General features: G+C 64.4%; 16 protein-coding genes and 1 tRNA gene. 7 read left to right on the forward strand and 10 right to left on the reverse strand.

Features of this window, described 5'->3' with window-relative positions:
* Positions 1-35: 35 nt before the first annotated feature.
* Positions 36-1,673 (reverse strand): tetratricopeptide repeat protein, encoded by a 1,638-nt coding sequence (locus SR858_RS02860; protein ID WP_019924615.1) that lies wholly within the window; start codon positions 1,671-1,673, stop codon positions 36-38.
* A gap of 37 nt (positions 1,674-1,710) precedes the next feature.
* Here SR858_RS02860 and SR858_RS02865 point away from each other — a divergent pair, with 37 nt between their 5' ends.
* On the forward strand, positions 1,711-2,139 hold the full coding sequence (locus SR858_RS02865) for a hypothetical protein (protein WP_322534350.1): 429 nt from the start codon (positions 1,711-1,713) through the stop codon (positions 2,137-2,139).
* A 6-nt stretch (positions 2,140-2,145) separates the two neighbouring features.
* Here the strand turns inward: SR858_RS02865 and SR858_RS02870 are convergent.
* Positions 2,146-2,222: transfer RNA gene (locus SR858_RS02870), tRNA-Met, on the reverse strand.
* A gap of 183 nt (positions 2,223-2,405) precedes the next feature.
* Between SR858_RS02870 and SR858_RS02875 the strand changes: the two genes are divergently transcribed.
* Positions 2,406-2,810, forward strand: coding sequence for a VOC family protein (locus SR858_RS02875; RefSeq protein ID WP_019924614.1), 405 nt, complete (start codon positions 2,406-2,408; stop codon positions 2,808-2,810).
* 9 nt (positions 2,811-2,819) lie between these two features.
* Here the strand turns inward: SR858_RS02875 and miaA are convergent, their stop codons facing one another.
* The 3 genes from miaA to SR858_RS02890 are packed head-to-tail and all read right to left on the reverse strand — an operon-like array spanning position 2,820 to position 6,725.
* Entirely contained in the window at positions 2,820-3,776 is a 957-nt protein-coding gene (miaA, locus tag SR858_RS02880; RefSeq protein WP_019924613.1) for a tRNA (adenosine(37)-N6)-dimethylallyltransferase MiaA, read from the reverse strand.
* Positions 3,776-5,797 carry a DNA mismatch repair endonuclease MutL gene (gene mutL, locus SR858_RS02885; RefSeq protein WP_019924612.1) on the reverse strand — a complete coding sequence of 674 codons (2,022 nt, stop codon included), beginning with the start codon at positions 5,795-5,797 and terminating at the stop codon, positions 3,776-3,778. The genes miaA and mutL overlap by 1 nt, the downstream gene beginning before the upstream one ends.
* Positions 5,798-5,804: 7 nt before the next feature.
* Positions 5,805-6,725: a peptidylprolyl isomerase gene (locus SR858_RS02890; protein WP_019924611.1), complete on the reverse strand. Its 921-nt coding sequence runs from the start codon at positions 6,723-6,725 to the stop codon at positions 5,805-5,807.
* 138 nt (positions 6,726-6,863) lie between these two features.
* On the opposite strand from SR858_RS02890, the gene SR858_RS02895 reads away from it, so the two are divergent.
* Positions 6,864-7,508 (forward strand): VTT domain-containing protein, encoded by a 645-nt coding sequence (locus SR858_RS02895; protein WP_019924610.1) that lies wholly within the window; start codon positions 6,864-6,866, stop codon positions 7,506-7,508.
* Between the two features lie 234 nt (positions 7,509-7,742).
* Positions 7,743-8,843 (forward strand): carbonic anhydrase, encoded by a 1,101-nt coding sequence (locus SR858_RS02900; RefSeq protein WP_019924609.1) that lies wholly within the window; start codon positions 7,743-7,745, stop codon positions 8,841-8,843.
* A gap of 108 nt (positions 8,844-8,951) precedes the next feature.
* Here SR858_RS02900 and SR858_RS02905 read toward each other — a convergent pair whose 3' ends face one another.
* Genes SR858_RS02905 through tsaE form a run of 3 tightly spaced genes read right to left on the reverse strand, consistent with a single transcriptional unit; the run spans position 8,952 to position 11,699 of the window.
* Positions 8,952-9,788 (reverse strand): D-hexose-6-phosphate mutarotase, encoded by an 837-nt coding sequence (locus SR858_RS02905; RefSeq protein ID WP_019924608.1) that lies wholly within the window; start codon positions 9,786-9,788, stop codon positions 8,952-8,954.
* 19 nt (positions 9,789-9,807) lie between these two features.
* Positions 9,808-11,238 (reverse strand): N-acetylmuramoyl-L-alanine amidase, encoded by a 1,431-nt coding sequence (locus SR858_RS02910; RefSeq protein WP_084670214.1) that lies wholly within the window; start codon positions 11,236-11,238, stop codon positions 9,808-9,810.
* A complete protein-coding gene (gene tsaE, locus SR858_RS02915; protein ID WP_026637791.1) occupies positions 11,202-11,699 on the reverse strand; it encodes a tRNA (adenosine(37)-N6)-threonylcarbamoyltransferase complex ATPase subunit type 1 TsaE in 498 nt (165 codons plus the stop codon). The genes SR858_RS02910 and tsaE overlap by 37 nt, the downstream gene beginning before the upstream one ends.
* A gap of 95 nt (positions 11,700-11,794) precedes the next feature.
* Between tsaE and queG the strand changes: the two genes are divergently transcribed.
* On the forward strand, positions 11,795-12,883 hold the full coding sequence (gene queG / locus SR858_RS02920; protein WP_019924605.1) for a tRNA epoxyqueuosine(34) reductase QueG: 1,089 nt from the start codon (positions 11,795-11,797) through the stop codon (positions 12,881-12,883).
* 58 nt (positions 12,884-12,941) lie between these two features.
* A complete protein-coding gene (locus SR858_RS02925) occupies positions 12,942-14,720 on the forward strand; it encodes a DUF885 domain-containing protein (protein ID WP_019924604.1) in 1,779 nt (592 codons plus the stop codon).
* Between the two features lie 9 nt (positions 14,721-14,729).
* Here SR858_RS02925 and SR858_RS02930 read toward each other — a convergent pair whose 3' ends face one another.
* Complete coding sequence (locus SR858_RS02930; RefSeq protein WP_019924603.1) at positions 14,730-15,317, reverse strand: response regulator transcription factor; 588 nt, start codon at positions 15,315-15,317, stop codon at positions 14,730-14,732.
* A 4-nt stretch (positions 15,318-15,321) separates the two neighbouring features.
* A complete protein-coding gene (locus SR858_RS02935; protein ID WP_026637790.1) occupies positions 15,322-17,349 on the reverse strand; it encodes a sensor histidine kinase in 2,028 nt (675 codons plus the stop codon).
* A gap of 226 nt (positions 17,350-17,575) precedes the next feature.
* On the opposite strand from SR858_RS02935, the gene SR858_RS02940 reads away from it, so the two are divergent.
* Entirely contained in the window at positions 17,576-18,580 is a 1,005-nt protein-coding gene (locus SR858_RS02940; RefSeq protein ID WP_019924601.1) for a TRAP transporter substrate-binding protein, read from the forward strand.
* Positions 18,581-19,045: the final 465 nt, after the last annotated feature.

Consider the following 19,045-nt stretch of genomic DNA (forward strand, 5'->3'; position numbering starts at 1 on the left):
CCGCTGTTACTGCGCGAGCGGGCGCGTTTTCCTGATTAGTCGTTGCTGTCATAAATCGCCGCTTCAGACAGTTTTCGTGGCCGACGCTGCGCAGCCTTGTACTCGAATTCGATGATGGCGTCGTTGTCCCAATCTTTGCTGGCGATGGGCATGCGGTACATGTGGTCCCTGGGATTCTCGCTCGCTTGCAGCGGCACGCGCCGGCTGCCCTCGACGATCCACGCGCCGCCGGTAGCGGTCCAGGGCCGATGCCAGATGGCCTTGGTGGGACGCTTGCAGCGGTTCCAGCGCCCTGGCGCCCGGCACTGGGTGTCGTACTCCCCCGGGTTGTCAAACATCTCGATGGCGGCGGTGATTTCATAGCGCAGGCGCAGGTCGCCCAGGCGCAGTTTTTCGGGCGGCACGGTACGGGTATGCACGAGCAGGCCGATGCGCAGGGCGCCGCCCTTGAAGTTGCTGACCAGGTCGGCATCTCCGTCAAATTTCGGCAACGGCGGCAGCGTGAACAACTCGCCGTGCTCGAGACGTATCGGCAATTCCTGCCCTTGCTCCGTGCGCACACGCAGCGCGAAATTGGGCGGCAGTGTCATGCCCGCCGGCGGCATCACCGCGAAACGGAATACCGCATCGGGCGCCAGCGATTGGTGTTTTTCGTAGGCCGAGACCGCCGCACGCATGGCGCCATAGCTCTTCCACGGCACTGCCCGCAAGCCGGTGACGCGGACGACGAACATGATGTCGTCGGCCTGGTCGGCGCCTTCTGCAGGCGCCGTGGCGGCAAGATTGAGTTCGTCTGCCACGCGGCGCAGAGTGCGCAACGCCTCGGTGTCCTCAGGATTCCTGGCGAGCGCTGACAAGGCCAGGTTGAGGGTGTCGTCGGTCATGTCGCCATTATCGTCGGCGGTATCTTCCGCCGCTGCGCTGGCCGTCGCGCCAGCCAGGCCGGACGCTGGCGGTGCTGCAAGTTGCGGTACGGCTGCGGCGATGTCTGGATCCCCCGGCCTCGCATCCGCACCACCGACGACACCGGCGAACAGCTTGCCGTCGCGCTGCAGTTGCGTAAGCCGCTCAATCGCCAGCAGGGCGTCGGGGTGGCCCGTCTCTGCGGCCATGCGGAAATAGCGCGCGGCCCGGTCCGGATCGCGCTTCACGCCTTCGCTTCCCTCGGCGTATAAATTGCCCAGGTTGTAAGCGGCCGGGCCGTAGCCTGCTTCGGCGGCTCTGATAAAGTAGCCGATCGCCTCGCTGGTATTCCCGTTCCCGCCGTCGGCAGATAAATGTGCTGCGCCCAGGGCGTTCCATGCCGGGATGAATCCAAACTCGGCAGCCTTGGCATACCATCTTTTGGCCTCGTCCCAGTCTCGTCCGACTTCGTCCCCGAGCTGATAAAGGCTTGCCAGCGTCATGGCAGCGTCGATGCGGGGAGTTGTTTCTTCCGGCTTGCCCGGGTTGAAACGCATCGTGTCCCGGTACGGATTGAATCGCTCCTCGGCAACCGCGCGCAGCCAGCGGATGCCCTGGACCGCGTCCCTGGTCGTGCCGAGCCCCTGGCGATGCATATGTGCCAGCATCAAGGCAGCATCGGGATAGCCCAGTTTCGCATAAGCGCTCTCGAACTGCTTCAGCGCTGACGCATAGTCATGCTGCTCGAAGGCTGCCAGCGCTTCGCTCACGCTCCTGTCCTTGGCCCGAATATGGCTTCTTGCGCACATGATTTTTAAATCGGGATGCGTGATGGGACCACTCAGGCAAGAGCTCAACAATTTCTCCAACCCGCTGGCCTGGCGTTTGACGCTCTTCCTTAAGCGCGCCTCGGCATCCGCCATCGGCTGCCTGACCGGGCGCGGCGCAGTGACCACCACGGTGCTCGATCGCTGCGGCTCCTGTCCCGATGCGGGAGACTGGACCAACGCGCAGCCGGCCAGGCCAGCCGCCAGCCAGAGCAGGGCCACGGCACCGTACCTGTATGCTTTTCTACGCAAAGCGCTCTCCCGCAATCGCAAGTGGGAGTCGAGTATAAAACACGAAAAAAAGCATGACGATCGTCTTGTTGATCATTTCCAAAGATGCAGCATCGAGCCACTTGGCGGCGCGCCCAAACGAAAAAGCCGCCGATTCTTGCGAATCGGCGGCTTTTAAAATTCTTGGTGGTGATAGGTGGACTTGAACCACCGACCCCAGCATTATGAATGCTGTGCTCTAACCAACTGAGCTATATCACCTGCAACGCGAAGCATTATGAGGGTTGCGGCTTTTTCTGTCAACGCCATCGCTACGATTTTCTTCAAAAAAGTGATTTTGGCGGTGAATGCGGAACTTCCATCGTACACCAGTCGTCAAAACGTTGGCATATTGGTATTCTGGGTGCGGGGACATGACGTGGATGTATTTCTAACGGGGGCTGTATGGCGACCAACATCTTTATCAACCTGCCGGTGCGCGACTTGCCGGCATCGATCAAATTTTTTACTCACCTCGGCTACTCGTTCAACCAGCACTACACCGACGACGGCGCCACCTGCATGATCGTGGCCGAGAACATCTTCGTCATGCTGCTCACCGAGCCGCGCTTCAAGACCTTCACGCCCAAGGCCATTGCCGATGCGCGTACGTCCACCGAGGTGCTGGTGTGTTTGCAGGTCGATTCGCGCGATGCCGTCACCGCGCTGGTGAACAAGGCCGTCGAAGGCGGCGGCAGCACCTACAAGGCGCCGCAGGACCACGGCTTCATGTACGGCCACGGCTTCCAGGACCTGGACGGCCATTTATGGGAAATCATTTATATGGAATCGGCGCCGCCCACAAGCTGACAGATGGCGTTAGCCGAGCCGGTCCGCCACGTGCGCCAGGATCTCTGCCGCCGGGTCGGCGCCCAGGCAATCGACGACCACCCGGTCCGGCATCGACCGCAGCCAGGTCAGCTGGCGCTTGGCCAGCTGGCGCGTGGCGATGATGCCGGTCTCGCGCATGGTCTTGTAGTCGATCGTGCCATCGAGGTATTCCCACGCCTGGCGGTAGCCCACGCAGCGCATCGACGGCAGGCCCGGGTGCAGATCGCCGCGCCGGCGCAGCCGTTGCGTTTCCGCGATCAGGTTATCGTCGGCATGCTCGTCGAGCATGATGTCGAAACGGCGTTCGATGCGCTTGTGCAGCACTGCGCGGTCCGATGGTTCGAGCGCCAGCGGCAGCAGCTCGAACGGCAGGTCGGTCTTGTCGCGCAGGGCCAGCAGTTCCGACATCGGCTTGCCGGCCAGGGTGCAGATTTCCAGCGCGCGCTGGATGCGCTGGGCATCGGCGGGCGCCAGGCGGGCGGCGGTTTCTGGGTCGAGCGCGGCCAGCCGGGCGTGCATGGCGGGCCAGCCGATGCGGGCGGCGTCGTCTTCGAGCTGGGCGCGCAGCGCCGGGTCGGCGCCGGGCAGGTCGTCGAGGCCGTCGGCCAGCCCCTTGAAGTACAACATGGTGCCGCCCACCAGCAGCGGCAGCTTGCCGCGCGCGACGATCTCGTCCACCAGCTGCAGGGCCGCCGTGCGGAACTGCGCCACCGAGTATGAATCGAGCGGGTCGATGATGTCGATCAGGTGGTGCGGCACGGCGGCCAGTTCGGCGCGGGTGGGCTTGGCGGTGCCGATGTCCATGCCGCGATACACGAGGGCCGAATCGACCGAGATGATTTCGGACGGGATGCGCGCGGCAATCGCCAGCGCGGACGCGGTCTTGCCCGACGCGGTCGGCCCCATGATGGCGACCGCCAGCGGCTTGCTTGCAATATCACTCATTATTGGCCACGTAAAAACAGCTTGTCGAGCGCGCCGATTTCCACCTGCACCCAGGTGGGACGGCCGTGGTTGCACTGGTCGGCGCGTTCGGTCTTTTCCATCTGGCGCAGCAGCGCGTTCATTTCCTGCACCGCCAGGATGCGGTTGGCGCGCACGGCGGTGTGACAGGCGAGGGTGCCCAACAGCTCGTTCTGGCGCTCGATCAGCACCCGCGAGCCGCCGAATTCGCGCACGTCGCGCAGCACGTCGCGCGCCAGCGTTTGCGCGTCGGCGTTCTTGAGCAGCACCGGCACCGAGCGCACGGCCAGCGTGGTGGGCGACAGCGCGGCGATGTCGAAGCCCAGCGCCTGCAAGGTTTCCTGGTGTTCGTGGGCGGTGCCCACTTCCACCGCGTCGGCATAGAAGGTGACGGGAATCAGCAGCGGCTGCACCTGCATCTCCTCGCCGGCCACGCGGCTCTCGAGCGCGGTTTTCAGCTGTTCGTACAAGATGCGTTCGTGGGCGGCGTGCATGTCCACCAGCACCAGGCCCTTGGCGTTCTGCGCCAGGATGTAGATGCCGTGCAGCTGCGCCAGCGCGAAGCCGAGCGGGAATTCTTCCTGCGCCATGGCGGCGGCCGAGACGGTGAACGGGCTGCCTTGCGGCAGAGCCATGTCGGTTTGGGCGCGGTAGCTGTCCACGCGGCCGCTGCCATTGCCGGCGAAAAGCGCGCCGTACTTGTCCATGCTTTGCGCCACGCCGCCTTCGGGCTGGCCGTAGCGCTGGCCGCCGAAACCGCCTGCGCCCAAGCCACCGGGGGCATCGCCGGCACTGCCAACGCTGCTGTCACCGGCACGACTGCCAGCACCGGGCGGCGCGCCGTACGGCGATGGCGAAAACGTCGGCGTGTAGTCGGGCGCCAGCAGCGAGCCGAACGACGTCTGCTCGCCACGCCAGGTGGCGCTGGTGAGCGTGTCGGCGGCCGGCAGCGGCGACGGCACGCTGCCGTGCGCCGTGGCCGAGGTTTGCGCCAGCGCGCGCTGCACCGCGTGGAACACGAACTGGTGCACCGCGCGGCTGTCGCGGAAGCGCACTTCGATTTTCGACGGGTGGACGTTGACGTCCACCAGCGCCGGGTCGAGTTCGAGCGCCAGCGCATACGACGGAAAGCGGTCGCCGTGCAGCACGTCCTGGTACGCCGCCTTGACCGCGTGCACCAGCACCTTGTCGCGCACGAAGCGCCCGTTCACATAAAAGAACTGGCCGTCGGCGCGCGCCTTGGACGCGGTGGGCAGGCCCGTATAGCCGTGGATGCGCAGCGGGCCGGCCGTCTCGTCAATCGGCAGGCGCGCTTCGGCAAAGCCTTCGCCGAGGATTTGCGCGCTGCGGCGGGCCATGTCGCACACATTCCAGTGGTCGATGGTGCGGCCGTTGTGGGTGAGGCTGAGCGAGACGTCGGGCCGCGCCAGCGCAATGCGGCGCACGACCTCGGCGCAGTGGCCGAACTCGGTCTGCTCCGACTTGAGGAACTTGCGGCGCGCAGGCGTATTGAAATACAGGTCCTGGACATCGATGGTGGTGCCGAGCGCGCCCGACGATGGCGCCACCGTGCCTTCGTGCGAGCCGACCAGCTCCCAGGCGTGTGGCGCGTCGGCCGTGCGCGAGGTGACAGTGACGGCCGCCACCGAGGCGATCGACGCCAGCGCCTCGCCGCGAAAGCCCAGCGTGCCCACGTTTTCCAGGTCGTGCAGCGACGCGATCTTGGACGTGGCATGGCGCGCCAGGGCCAGCGGCATCTGCTCGGGCGGAATGCCACGGCCGTTGTCGGTGATGGCGATGCGTTTGACGCCGCCTTCCTCGAGCCGCACGCTGATCTGCGTGGCGCCGGCGTCGAGCGCGTTTTCCAGCAGTTCCTTGACCACGGCGGACGGCCGCTCGACCACCTCGCCAGCGGCGATCTGGGAGATCAGCTGGTCTGGCAAGGCCTGGATCGGGCGCGGCGTGCGGGCGGCGGCGTGGGGAGCGGTATCGGGGGCGTTCATCCCCGGATTATAACGCCGGACGCACCCGCACCGGGATCGGCGCATTGCACAGCTCTACATAGTTGGCCGCGTACTTGTTCCACGGCCCGCCGCGGTTGCGCTGCGCTTCGATCACCTGCTGGTAGATTGGCGCTTCGCTGCGCATCACTTCCAGCTGGACGCGTTCAGCAGCGGGCACGTCGGCCGCCAGCCGCACGCGGGTGATCGGCATTTTCGCCTCGCTGGCGCCGTAGAAGCCCATCGCCTCGCTGCCGCGCGGCAGCGACGACAGCAGCTCCATGCCCGACACCACGCGGCCCACGGCCGTGATGTTGCGGTCCAGGTGGCGCGGCGCGTGGCCGGTGATGGCGTACAGCTGCGAACCATTGCCGCTGTCGGTATCGGTGTCGCGCGCCACGCCCACGGTGGCATAGCAGTGCGCCACCCAGGTGGTGTTGGTCTTGGGATCGCGTCCGACCGGGAAGCCCTTGGAGTGGCCGATCTCGGGCGCGTAGCCATCGGCATCCTGCTGGCGCACAAAATGTTTATCGAAGCTCGCAGGCACGGTGAACTCGCCCGGCACCTTGGCCTTGGCTGTACCGAGCGGCTTCGGGTTCTTTTCATCGGCGTCGCCCCACTGGGCCACGTAGTTGTCCTGCGAGCGCATCATGGACAGGCCGTCGAAATATTTCTCGCGCACCAGCGTCTTGATGTTGGCGGCGTTCTGCGGCGCGAAGTCCGTTGCCAGTTCGATCACCACGCGGCCGACCGGCAAGTCCAGGTACAGGGTGTTGGCGGGATCGAGCGGGCGCCAGTCGTCCGCCTTCGACTGTTTGACCAGGTCCGCCACCGTGGGCTTGACCGGCAATTCGGCCGCCATGGCCGAGGTCAGCACGCACGCCGTGGCGGAAAATATCACAGCGTTCCTTAACAACGGGTTAAACAGCATTCCGATCTCCTGGATTGAGACAAACCCGCTTGCGGCGGGGATGCCGACGATTGTAAACTGCCATGGGTGGCCGAGGAAACTTAGACCGGCGGCAGCAGCGGTGGTGTATGATTCCGGCGCACACTTTACAGGAAGAATATGGATTTTATGCAATTCTTCGACATGCTGCTCCATGTCGATAAGTCATTGGAAGTGGTGATCCAACAGTACGGCACGCTGGTTTACGTGGTCTTGTTCGCAATTATTTTCTGCGAAACGGGCCTGGTGGTGTTGTTCTTCTTCCCGGGCGATAGCCTGCTGTTCATCGCCGGCGCCTTCTGCGCCACGGGCGACATGAATTTGTTGTTGCTCAATGTGCTACTCGTCACGGCCGCCGTCACCGGCAATACCCTCAATTACAAGATCGGCGGCGCCATCGGGCAACGCGTGTACACGCACGACTATCGCTGGCTGAACAAGGATGCCATGCGCCGTACCCACGACTTCTTTGAAAAGCATGGCGGCAAGACCATCGTGCTGGCGCGCTTTGTCCCGGTGGTGCGCACGTTCGCGCCGCTGGTCGCTGGGGTGTCCGAGATGCCGCATGGACGTTTTCAGTTGTACAACATCAGCGGCGCGCTGCTGTGGGTGGTGTCGCTGACCATGGCCGGCTACTTCTTCGGCAATATCCCGGTCGTGCGCGACCACCTGTCGGAAATCGTGATGGTGGCGATCGGCGTGGTGATGATCCCGATCCTGCTCGGCGGCGCCTGGCGACTAGGAAGACGCGTCATCGGACGCTGAGGGCACCTCGCAAACCTACTGCGCGTCACGCTGTCGCCGAACCAAAGCTCAGCGTACCTCCGTACGCTTCCGCTACTCAAGACGATAGCGAGCCGCTCGCTACGGTTTTCGAGGCACCCTTTGCCGCATTATCACGCGCAGCGTGTCCCCGCAGAAATATATCCCCTTGCCAGACCTCAAGTTTTTCCCAAATGCATCCGTAAACCAGAGGGTAACTGTTACTTCTGGAACCGTATGCGCCTGCTTCTCGCCCTGATCGCCTGCTGTTATTGCGCCGTTGTGTCGGCCAATGACAAACAGGTCGATCCGCTGATTTCGCCCTCGGCCAAGACGCCCTTGTCGGCGCTGGCGGGCGCGCGCGTGTACGGTGGCGCGGTGGGCCTGACCACCACCACGCCGCCGGGCAAGGCGCCCGTCAAGGAAGCGGCCGCCAAAGAGGCGCCCGCCAAGGATGCCAAGGATGCGCCGGCAGCGGGCGCGCGCAAGGGGGCCGAGGCAGCCAGCGACCCGGAAGCGGAACTGTCGGCCAAGATCGCTGCGCGATTGGCGGCCATGCGCGCCACCCAGCAGGCGCGCGCGGCTGCGGCGGCTGCCAATGCCAAAAAAGCGGCGGCTGCCAAGGCCGCAGCGGCAGCGATCCCGCCGCCGCCCAAGGTATACAGCAACGTCTGGTCCTACGAGGGCGAAGCCGGTCCCGCCAGCTGGGCCAGGATCAATCCTGCCTGGGCCAAGTGCGGCGCCGGCAACCGCCAGTCGCCGATCGACATCCGCGACGGCATGCGGGTGGACCTGGAGCAGATCAATTTCGACTACCACCCGTCGTCGTTCAACGTGACCGACAACGGCAAGACCGTGCAGGTGATGGTCGGGCGCGGCAATTTTCTCAGCGTGGGCAACCGGATGTACGAGCTGGTGCAGTTCCATTTCCATCGTCCGTCCGAGGAGCGCATCAACGGCAAGGGTTACGAGATGGTGGTGCACCTGGTGCACAAGGATGGCGAGGGGCGCATCGCCATGCTGGCGCTGCTGCTCGAGCGCGGCCGGCCGCAGCCGGCGATCCAGCAGGTATGGAACAACCTGCCGCTGGAAAAAATGGAAACCATGGCGCCGGCCGAGACGCTCGACCCGATGGACCTGCTGCCGGCGCGGCGCGAGTACTACACCTTCATGGGATCGATGACCACGCCGCCGTGCGAGGAGGGCGTGCTGTGGCTGGTGATGAAGGAGCCGATCCAGGCCTCACCGGCGCAGATGGCGTTCTTCAGCCGCCTGTATCCTTATAATGCACGCCCCGTGCAGCCAAGCTCCGGCCGCATCATCAAAGAATCCAACTAAGAGCGCCTGACCAAGCCTGCATGGCGGCGTTGCAGCGCCTCGCCGTACGTTCATTCTGTCTTCGTCGCTGCGCCTTGCCCTGAAGGCTATGTCAGGCGCTCTGGGTAGTTATACCCCGATGCGGTGGCGACCAATCCACTCGTCTCCGGCGGCCAGCGGCTGCTGGTCCACGCGTGCCGGCTCGATGCAGACGAAGCGCAAATATTCGTCGTCGGCCAGGTCGACCAGCGCGGCGGCGTCAGCATGGCCCGGGTTCCACACCACCCATTCCGTAAAGCCCTGCTGCGACAGGTTGAACGTGGTGCTGGCCGTGTTGAGCATCAGCGTGGGCGTGGACTTGTACAGGCGGTCGTGCTTTTCGTTGAAGTGCAGCGCCGGATAGTCCTGGGTGCGGGTATTGAGTTCGTGGTCGGTGTAGGTCTGGTGTTGCAGGCCGCTGATGGTCGTGGCGTTCAACTGGCCTACGTCGTAATAGGTGTGCAGCGCCACGCCGAACGGGAATGGCGCCGCGCCCGTGTTGCGCACTTTGAAATCGGCTTCGAGCGCGTTGCCGTGCAGGGTGAAACGCAGGGTCAGCGCGAACGCGTGCGGCCACGCCTGCGCGTGTTCCGGCGCCAGGTCGCTCTGGTCCAGCACCAGTTCCACGAACGAGCCGCCGTTGTCGCCGCCGCTGTCGGCCAGGCGCCAGGTGGACACGCGCGCAAAGCCGTGGCGCAGGCCGGGACCGCGCACATTAAACTGCGGGAAGATGACCGGCACGCCGCCGCGGATGGCCTTGCTGCCGTCGAGCGGGGTCTGGCTGCTGACGAACAGCCGTTCCACGCCGTCGCCGGTTTTCCAGGACAGCAGGTGGGCGCCGAACAGCGCGACCGTGGCCTGGGCGCCGTCCGGCGCGGTGAATTGCACTGCGGGCAGCGCGCCAAATTGCGTCATCGTGACAGCCATGTGGTTTCCGTATGAGAGTTCAGGTTAATCTGTTGCGGGCGAGCGGCGGGTTGCGGGCAAAGTAGGTGCGGATGCCCTTGACGATGGCGTCGGCCATCTGGTTCTGGTAATTCTCGTCGCGCAGCTTGGCTTCTTCTTCCGGGTTGGAGATGAAGGCGGTCTCGATCAGGATCGATGGAATGTCGGGCGCCTTCAATACCGCGAAGCCGGCCTGCTCGACCGAGCCCTTGTGCAGGCGGTTGATGCCGCCAATTTCGGCCAGCACCGACTTGCCCAGCTTGAGGCTGTCGTTGATCTGCGCGGTGGTGGACAGGTCGAGCAGCACGCTGGCCAGTTGCCTGTCGTGCGAGCGCACGTTGACGCCACCGATGGTGTCGGCCTCGTTTTCCTTGTCCGCCAGCCAGCGCGCCGCCGACGAGCTGGCGCCTTTTTCCGACAGCGCGAACACCGACGAGCCGCGCGCGGTGGGCTGCACGAAGGCGTCGGCATGGATCGAGACGAACAGGTCGGCCTGCACCTTGCGCGCCTTTTCCACGCGCTTGCCCAGCGGGACAAAATAATCGCCGTCGCGGGTGAGCATCACGCGGATGTTGGGGATGGCTTCGAGCTTGCCCTTGAGGCGCTTGGCGATCGCCAGCACGATGTCCTTCTCGCGGCTGCCGTTGCGCCCGGACGCGCCGGGGTCTTCGCCGCCATGGCCCGGATCGAGCGCGATGGTGATGATGCGTTCGAGCTTGTCGGCCTTGCCGCCCTTGGCTGGCGGGCGGGTTTGTGCTTCGGCAGTCTTGACCTGCTCGCGCAGTTCGGCGCGTGGCTCGGCCTTGATGTCGGGTTTGAGCGCCTGCAACTGGTCCTGCGGCGTGGGCTGGACCGCGATCGGTGGCTGCGCCGGTTGCGCTGCACCGGCGGGCGGGGCGGCCTTCTCGCCGGTGGTCCAGTTGCCTTCCTCGATCATGGCGGCAATCGGGTCCGCTTCCTTGACCGGGTACAAATCGAAAATCAGGCGGTGCTTGTACGCGCCGGCCGGCGCCAGCGTGAACACCTGCGGCTTGATTTCTTCCTTGAGGTCGAACACCAGTCGCACCACGTTGGGCCGGTTCTGGCCCACGCGCACCTGCTTGATGTACGGATCGTTGGACTGGATCTTGGCCACCAGGCCCTTCAGAGTGGGGTTCAGCTCCAGCCCCTCGATATCGACCACCATGCGCTCGGGGTCCTTGACCATGAAGTGGGTGGTCTTGAGTTCGGCGTCGTTTTCCAGCGTGACGCGGGTGTAGTCATCGGCCGGCCACACGCGCACGGCAAGGATTTGCGCGGCAAACGCGGGCAGCGGCGCGATCACCGACAGCAGCAGGGTGGCGCCGGCCTTGAGGACCGTGCGGCGGTTGCGGACCACGGGGGCGAGTGGATCGCTCACAACTGGGCGGCGAATTTGAGGCGTTGAAGGCATGAGGTACCCAGGGCGGTAGACGCCTGCAATTCTACATCACGGCCCACGCCTGCCACGGTCAGATACAGGTCGATATCGGCAGGCGGCAGCACGCCTTCGGCCTTTTCCGGCCATTCGACGATGCAGATGTTGTCACCATTAAAATCTTCGCGGAAGCCGGCGTCGAGGAATTCCTCGGCGCTGCCCATGCGGTACAGGTCGAAATGGATCACGGCCACGGCGCGTCCGTCCAGCTGCACCTGGTACGGTTCCGACAAGGTGTATGTTGGGCTCTTGACCGTGCCCACGTGGCCGGCCGCGTGCAGCAGCGCACGCGTGAGCGCGGTTTTGCCGGCGCCCAGGTCGCCGTGCAGGTAGATCGTCAGGCCAGGCGCCAACGCCCGCGCCAGCGACGCGCCGAGGGCCAGCGTGGCTGCTTCCTCGGCGAGATGGGCTTTGAAATGGGCGTGTTGAGCGTTCATATGGGCTTCAATCTCCGGCATCGAATAAAATGTGATGTTATGGCAGGCAAAATCGCCAGCCATTGTAACCGCCAGCGCTTCTATCTTCCACGCCGATGTCCCTGTCCGAATCCAATTTAGCGCAACTGGCCCTGAGCATCAAGCGCTGGGGTGTGGAGCTGGGCTTTGCCGAGATCCGCATCACCGACATCGACCTGTCCCACGCGGAGGCCGGCCTGCAAGCCTGGCTCGACGCCGGCATGCATGGCGAAATGGACTACATGGCCACCCACGGCATGCTGCGCGCGCGCCCGGCCGAACTGGTGCCGGGCACGGTGCGCGTGATCAGCGCCCGCATGAACTACCTGCCGAGGGACACGGAAAACGACTGGCGCGCGCGCGAGGCGCGCCGCCTGGCGGACCCCGGCGCGGCCGTGATCTCCGTGTATGCGCGCGGCCGCGACTATCACAAGGTGCTGCGCGCGCGGCTGCAGCAGCTGGCCGATAAAGTCAAAGCTGAAATCGGCGACTTCGGCTACCGGGTATTTACCGATTCGGCGCCATTGATGGAATTGCCGCTGGCGGAAAAAGCGGGCCTGGGCTGGCGCGGCAAGCACACGCTGCTGCTCAGCCGCACGGCCGGCTCGATGTTCTTCATGGGCGAATTCCTGGTCGATCTGCCCTTGCCGGTGGACGCGCCCATCAGCGGCCACTGCGGCCAGTGCAGCGCGTGCATCACGACGTGCCCCACCCAGGCGATCCTGGGCCCGGGCCGGCTTGATGCGCGGCGCTGCATCTCGTACCTCACCATCGAACTGAAAAACGCCATACCGCTCGAGCTGCGCCCGCTGATCGGCAACCGCGTGTACGGCTGCGACGACTGCCAGACTGCCTGCCCGTGGAACAAGTTCGCCGAGCGCGCGGTGCTGCCCGACTTCGACCAGCGCCACGGCCTGGGCGATGCGTCGATGATCGAGTTGTTCGGCTGGAGCGCCGAGGAATTCAACCGCAAGATGGAAGGCAGTCCGATCCGCCGCATCGGCCACGAGCGCTGGCTGCGCAACCTGGCCGTGGGCCTCGGTAATGCGGCGGCGGCCGGCGCCAAAGGCGATCCAGCGATTGTCGCGGCGCTGCAGGCGCGCTGCGACGACCCGTCGCCGCTGGTGCGCGAACACGTGCAATGGGCGCTGGCCTGTCACGCCTGACTCGGCTACACTCGTGCGGTTCTTCTTCCGAGTTTTCCTCCACATAAGGGCCGTGCCGATGCAAACTTCCCGTCCACTGTTAGCGCTGTACGTTGCCGCAGCGTTTACCCTCGCCGCTCCCGCAGCCTCCGCCGCCAAATTCGACGACTGGGCCAACCAGGTCGCCAGCGACAAGGTGCGCAAGGACCCCGAGCAAGCCACGCGCATCCAGTACTTCAAGGGCGCCGAGCAGGACAAGCTCGACGGCCTGCTCACACCGAATACTGCCGCCTACCGCGCGGCCGAAGTGGCCAGCGCCAAGGCCACGCTGGCGAAATTGAACGCGATGGACCGGAAGGCGTTGACGCCGCAGGAACGCGCCGGCATGGCCACCATCGCCTGGAATCTGCAAGGCACCATCGACAGCGCGCCGTTCGAGGACCACCGTTTCGTGTTCAACCAGTTTACCGGTCTGCACGTGCAGCTGGTGAACTTCCTCACGCAAGCGCATCCGATCCGCAACCGCCGCGATATCGAGAACTACCTCGCTCGCTTGAAGGCGGTGCCTGGCAAGGTCGATACCGGCATCGGCCGCGCGCGCGACGCGGCCGGCCGCGGCTTCCTGATGCCCACCTTCATCACCAATTCCGCCATCGGCCAGCTCGATCGCTTCCTCGACGGCGGCGCCGACAAGAACGTGTTCGTCACCACCTTTGCCCAGCGCATGGAAAAGGTCAAGGATGTGACGCCCGCGCAGCAGGCCAAATTCGCCGCCGAGGCGCAGGCGATCGTGGCCAAGTCGGTGTTGCCGGCGTTCGAGCGCACCCGCGCGCTGCTGCGCGAGCAGCTGCCGCGCACCACCGACGATGCTGGTCTCTGGCGCCTGCCTGACGGCGACAAGGCCTACGCGGTGGCGCTGCGCCAGATGACGTCCTCGGACTATACGCCACAGCAGGTGCACGACATCGGCCTGCGCGAAGTGGCGCGCATCGAGAAGGAAATGGACGGCCTCCTGGTGTCGATCGGTTACAAGGAGGGCTCGATCAAGGAGCGCATGGCCAGGCTGGAAAAGGACTCGCAGCCCAAGGTCGATCCTCAAGCCGATCCGCGTCCTGCGTTATTGGAACGCTACACGTCGTACATGCGCGACGCCGAAGTGCGCGCCAAAACGCTGTTCGACCACGTACCGAAGGCGCCGGTGGAAGTGCGCCGCGAGCCGCCGTTTACCGAGAAGACTGCGGCCGCCCACTACAGCGGTCCGGCGCGCGACGGCACCTTGCCCGGCATCTTCTGGGCGCCGCTGCCGGGCCCCGACTTCCGCATCGTCGGCATGCGCACGCTGGTCTATCACGAAGCGGTGCCAGGCCACCACTTCCAGATCGCGCTGCAGCAGGAAAATACCAGCTTGCCGCGCTACCGCCAGGACCGCGTGTTCAATACCGGATCGGCCTTCACCGAAGGCTGGGCGCTGTATGCCGAGCAGCTGGCAGCGGAAAACAACTGGTACGAGGGCGATACGGTCGGCCGCCTGGGCCAGCTCGACGCGGAACTGTTCCGCGCCCGCCGGCTGGTGGTCGATACCGGCCTGCACGCGATGAAGTGGACGCGCCAGCAAGGCATCGATTACGGCATTCCGGCGGCGGAAGTGGAGCGCTACGTGGTGATGCCGGGCCAGGCATGCGCGTACAAGATCGGCATGCTGCGCATTCTCGACCTGCGCGCCAAGGCGCAGGCGGCGCTGGGCGACAAGTTCTCGATCAAGGGTTTCCACAACACGGTGCTCGACCTGGGCAACGTGCCGCTGTCGGTGCTGGAGCAGGCGGTGGACGAGTGGGTGGCCAGGCAGAAGGCCGCCTGATACAGCCGGCTATTTCAGCAGGCCCGCCAGCTCCACCGCGGTCTTGACCTGCATCTTGTCGAAGATATGCGCGCGGTGCACTTCCACCGTGCGCATGCTGATGCCCAGTTCATCGGCCACCACCTTGTTCATCTTGCCGGCCAAAATCAGGTCCAGCACCTCGCGCTCGCGCGTCGATAACGTGGCCAGGCGCGCGTGGATCGCCGCCATCTCTCCCGCCTGGCGCGAGCCGGCCAAGCCTTCCTGCACCCGGTCCATCAACTGGTTGTCGTTGAACGGCTTTTCGAAAAAGTCGAAGGCGCCGCGTTTCAGGGTGTCCACCGCCATCGGCACGTCGCCGTGGCCGGTGAGGAAGATCACCGGCATGCGCGCGGTGAGGTGGCGCGCGGCCAGGTGGTCGAACACGGCCACGCCGTTCATGTCGGGCATGCGCACGTCGAGCAGCACGCAGTCGCCGCCGGGGTCGAAATCGCCGCTGTCGACCTGTTGCAGGAATTGCAGGGCGCCCTCGTAGGCGCGCGCGGCGATCCCGCGCGAAGTAGCCAGCCAGGTCAGCGCGTCGCGTACGACCGCTTCGTCATCGACGATATGCAGCATTTGTTCAAGTCTCCTCTGTCGCCACCGCCGGTGCTGCCGGCAATACGAATGTAAATATGGTTCCGCCCTGCGGATTGGCGCTGTAAGTGAGCGAGCCGCCATGGAATTCTATCGCAGTGCGGCAGATGTTGAGCCCCATGCCCATGCCTTCGGACTTGGTGGAGAAAAACGGCGAGAACAAACGCTGCGCCACTTCGTCGGAAATGCCGTGCCCACGGTCGATCACGGCCACGCTCACCTGGTTCGCTGGCGCGTCGTAAGACGCCACCACGCCCAGCAGGCGCTGGTGCGGCGCCACGTTCTGCATGGCGTCGATGGCGTTGCGGGTAAGGTTGAGCAGCACCTGTTCGATCATCACGTGGTCGGCCAGTACCGGCGGCAGGCCCGCTGGCAGTTCGGTCTGGAACGTCACGTAGCGCTGGCGCGCCTGCAGCTCGATCAGGGTGCGGATGCCGTCGAGCAGCGCGGGCAAGGCCACGGCCTGGCGCTGCGGCTCGCGTTTTTTGACGAAACCGTGCACGCTGCGGATGATCTGGCCGGCGCGCTGGGCCTGGGCGCTGGCCTGTTCCAGCGCGGGCTTTAAGAGTCCCCCATCGACCGGCGTGCCCTGGTCGGCGGCGCGTCCCAGTACATTCAGGGCGCCGGTGGTGTAGCTGGAAATGGCGGCCAGCGGCTGATTGAGTTCGTGCGCCAGCATCGAGGCCAGTTCGCCCATGGTGGCCAGGCGCGCGCTCGATTGCAGCTTTTCTTCCTGTTGGCGGTTGAGTTCTTCCACCCGCTTGCGGTCGGAGATATCGAGGATGGAACCCATCCAGCCGGTCTGCTTGCCGAGGTTGTCCACCAGCGGCGCCTCGAATACCAGCACCGGCACGCGCGAACCGTCGGGACGCTGGAAGATGGTCTCGAACTGCGGCGTGGCCTTGCCCGCCAGGACCGATGCGAAGCGGCTCTGGTATTCCTCCATCGCCTCCGGCGCCCAGTAGGGCATCGGCGGCAGCCTGCCCACGATGTCTTCGGGCGGGTAGCCGACGATTTCGCAAAACGCCGGATTGACATACGTGATGCGTCCTTCGAGGTCGCGCGCGCGCAGGCCAGTCACCAAAGAGTTTTCCATCGCGGTGCGAAACGACACCTGCTGGCGCAGCGCGCCTTCGGCCGCCAGCCGTTTCGAGATATGCCCCCATAGCGCCACCAGGCTCCATAACAGGCCGAGCGAGAGCACGATCACCGAGCCGACCAGCAAATTGGGCAGCAGCTTGGGTGCGCTCTTGACGCTGTCGGTCACCAGCCGCACCGAGGCGCCGGGCAGGTCGAGCGCGCGCTTGTGGGTGTACACGCCGTGGCCGGGGCCAGCGGCGGCGCGGCGCGCCAGTACCTTGTCGTCGCGGTCCACCAGCGTGACCTGGTTGTCCTGGGCGAACCACCACGGCACCATTTCGTCGAGCAGGGCGCTGGTGCGGTACGTGGCCACCAGGTCGCCCAGGTACTCGCCGCCGCGATAGAGCGGCACGTGGTAGTCCATCAGCACTTCGGTGGGGTCGGCGGTGGGATCGCCAGGCCGTGCCTCGGGCTGGGTGTACATGGCGCTGCGGGTCTTGCGCGTCAGTTCCATGGTCGCCTGCGAGGCCGGCGACAGTGGCACGGCCGTCGGTTGCGTATCGCTGGTGGCCACCAGGTGGCCGTCGGGCCGCAGCCAGAACACGCGCAGCAGTTCGTTGCCGTTCTTGAGGATGCGCGCCATGCGGTCGTGCAGCTGGTCGTGCTGCAGGCGGCCGTTATTGATTTCTTGCGCCAGCTGGCGCAGGCTTTCCTCGTCGCGCGCCATCTGGAAGCGGATGGTCTGCTCCACCCACAGGGTGTCGGCGATCAGCTGCTCCTGGCGCTCGTTGCTCTCCATCTGGCGCGCCTGCCATGGCAGCCAGATCAGGATCGCCAGGAAGAACAGCACCAGCAGGATCGGCAGCAACCAGCGCAGTGCCGTGCTCCGTTGCGGACGGGGCACGGCAAAAGGGGAAGAAAGCGGCTGGTTCATGCGGTGGGTAGTGATGTCTGTAAAAAAAGCAAATATTGGCTTTGTCCGGGAGAATCGGTCAAACTACCGGCACAGGGGAACCTCGAAAAACCGTAGCGAGCGGTTCGTTATCGTCGGGAGTAGCGCAAGCGTACGGAGGTACGCTGAGCAACGGAGCGGCGATAGCGGACCGCGCAGTAGGTTTATCGAGGTTCCTACAAGTGTATCTTTAAATTCCGGAGACTCCATGAAACTGCGCCTCGCCCTGGCCGCCGCCGTTGTCGCTGTTGCTTTCAGCGCAGCGTTGAGCGGACATGCCTATGCCCAGGCACCGATCGTCATCAAGTTCAGCCACGTCGTCGCGCGCGACACGCCCAAGGGGCAGGCGGCGGAACGCTTCAAATTGCTGGCCGAGCAAGCTACCAAGGGCCGGGTCAAGGTCGAAGTGTATCCGAACAGCCAGCTCTACAAGGATAAAGAAGAACTGGAGGCCTTGCAGCTGGGCGCCGTGCAAATGCTGGCGCCGTCGCTGGCCAAGTTCGGCCCGCTGGGCGTGAAGGAGTTCGAGGCCTTCGATTTGCCGTACATCTTCCCGTCCAAGGCCATGCTCAACAGCGTAACCGAAGGGCCGATCGGCCGCAGCCTGCTGAAAAAGCTCGAATCGAAGGGCATCACCGGGCTGGCGTTCTGGGACAACGGCTTCAAGGTCATGTCGGCCAACAAGCCGCTGCGCAAACCGGCCGACTTCAAGGACTTGCGCATGCGCATACAGTCGTCGAAAGTGCTCGACGCCCAGATGCGCGCGCTGGGCGCCAACCCGCAGGTGCTGGCATTTTCGGACGTGTACCAAGCGCTGCAGAGCGGCGTGGTGGAGGGCACAGAGAACACGCCGTCCAATATGTATACCCAGAAGATGCACGAGATGCAGAAATACGTGACCGTGTCCAACCACGGCTACCTGGGCTACGCGGTGATCGTCAACAAGAAGTTCTGGGATGGCCTGCCCACCGAGATCCGCCGCGCGCTCGACAAGGCCATGCAGGAAGCGACCGCCTACGAGAAAGCCATTGCCCAGCGCGACAACGACGCTGCCCTGGAAGCGATCCGCAAGACCGGCAAGACCCAGGTGATCACGCTCACGCCCCAGGAACAGGCCGAATGGCGCGCGGCCATGGTGCCGGTGCAGCGGGCCATGGAAAGCCGGATCGGCAAGGAGCTGATTGCGTCGATGAACAAGCAGGCGGCGAAGTAGGCGCCAGATTATTGCGCGTAAGTCAAAAAACTTGGACTTTTGCGCTGTATCAAACGCATACCATAAAATTAGTCACTCTTCAGAAAATTTAATTTACTCTTAAAGTATCGCTTCAAGGTTGTCATAAAAAAACTGTATTGCGGAGATAAAGATACGTTATGATTGCTTCGCTCTCAGGGATTAACGCATAAGTAAATGCGAACCTTGAACCAGAGCCCCGAATAGTCAGTGGGGAGTGAAGATAGAATCGGTGATCAAAAACCGGCGATAGATTGAGGAGACACACGTTTTACAGAATGCCGTTGCTTAGCCTCTGCAAGCCGCCACAAGCGTGCGTTAGGGTAGTTACCCGGGCAGATAAACAAGGCGGGTAAATGGCCGGGAACGTGAAGCAGGATTTGAAAGCGCACCCAAGGGTGCGTTTTTTTTTGTGCGTTTTTTTGTCCTGCGCCCCGTACAATGCTG

This window comes from Duganella zoogloeoides, assembly GCF_034479515.1.
GTDB lineage: Bacteria > Pseudomonadota > Gammaproteobacteria > Burkholderiales > Burkholderiaceae_D > Rugamonas > Rugamonas zoogloeoides.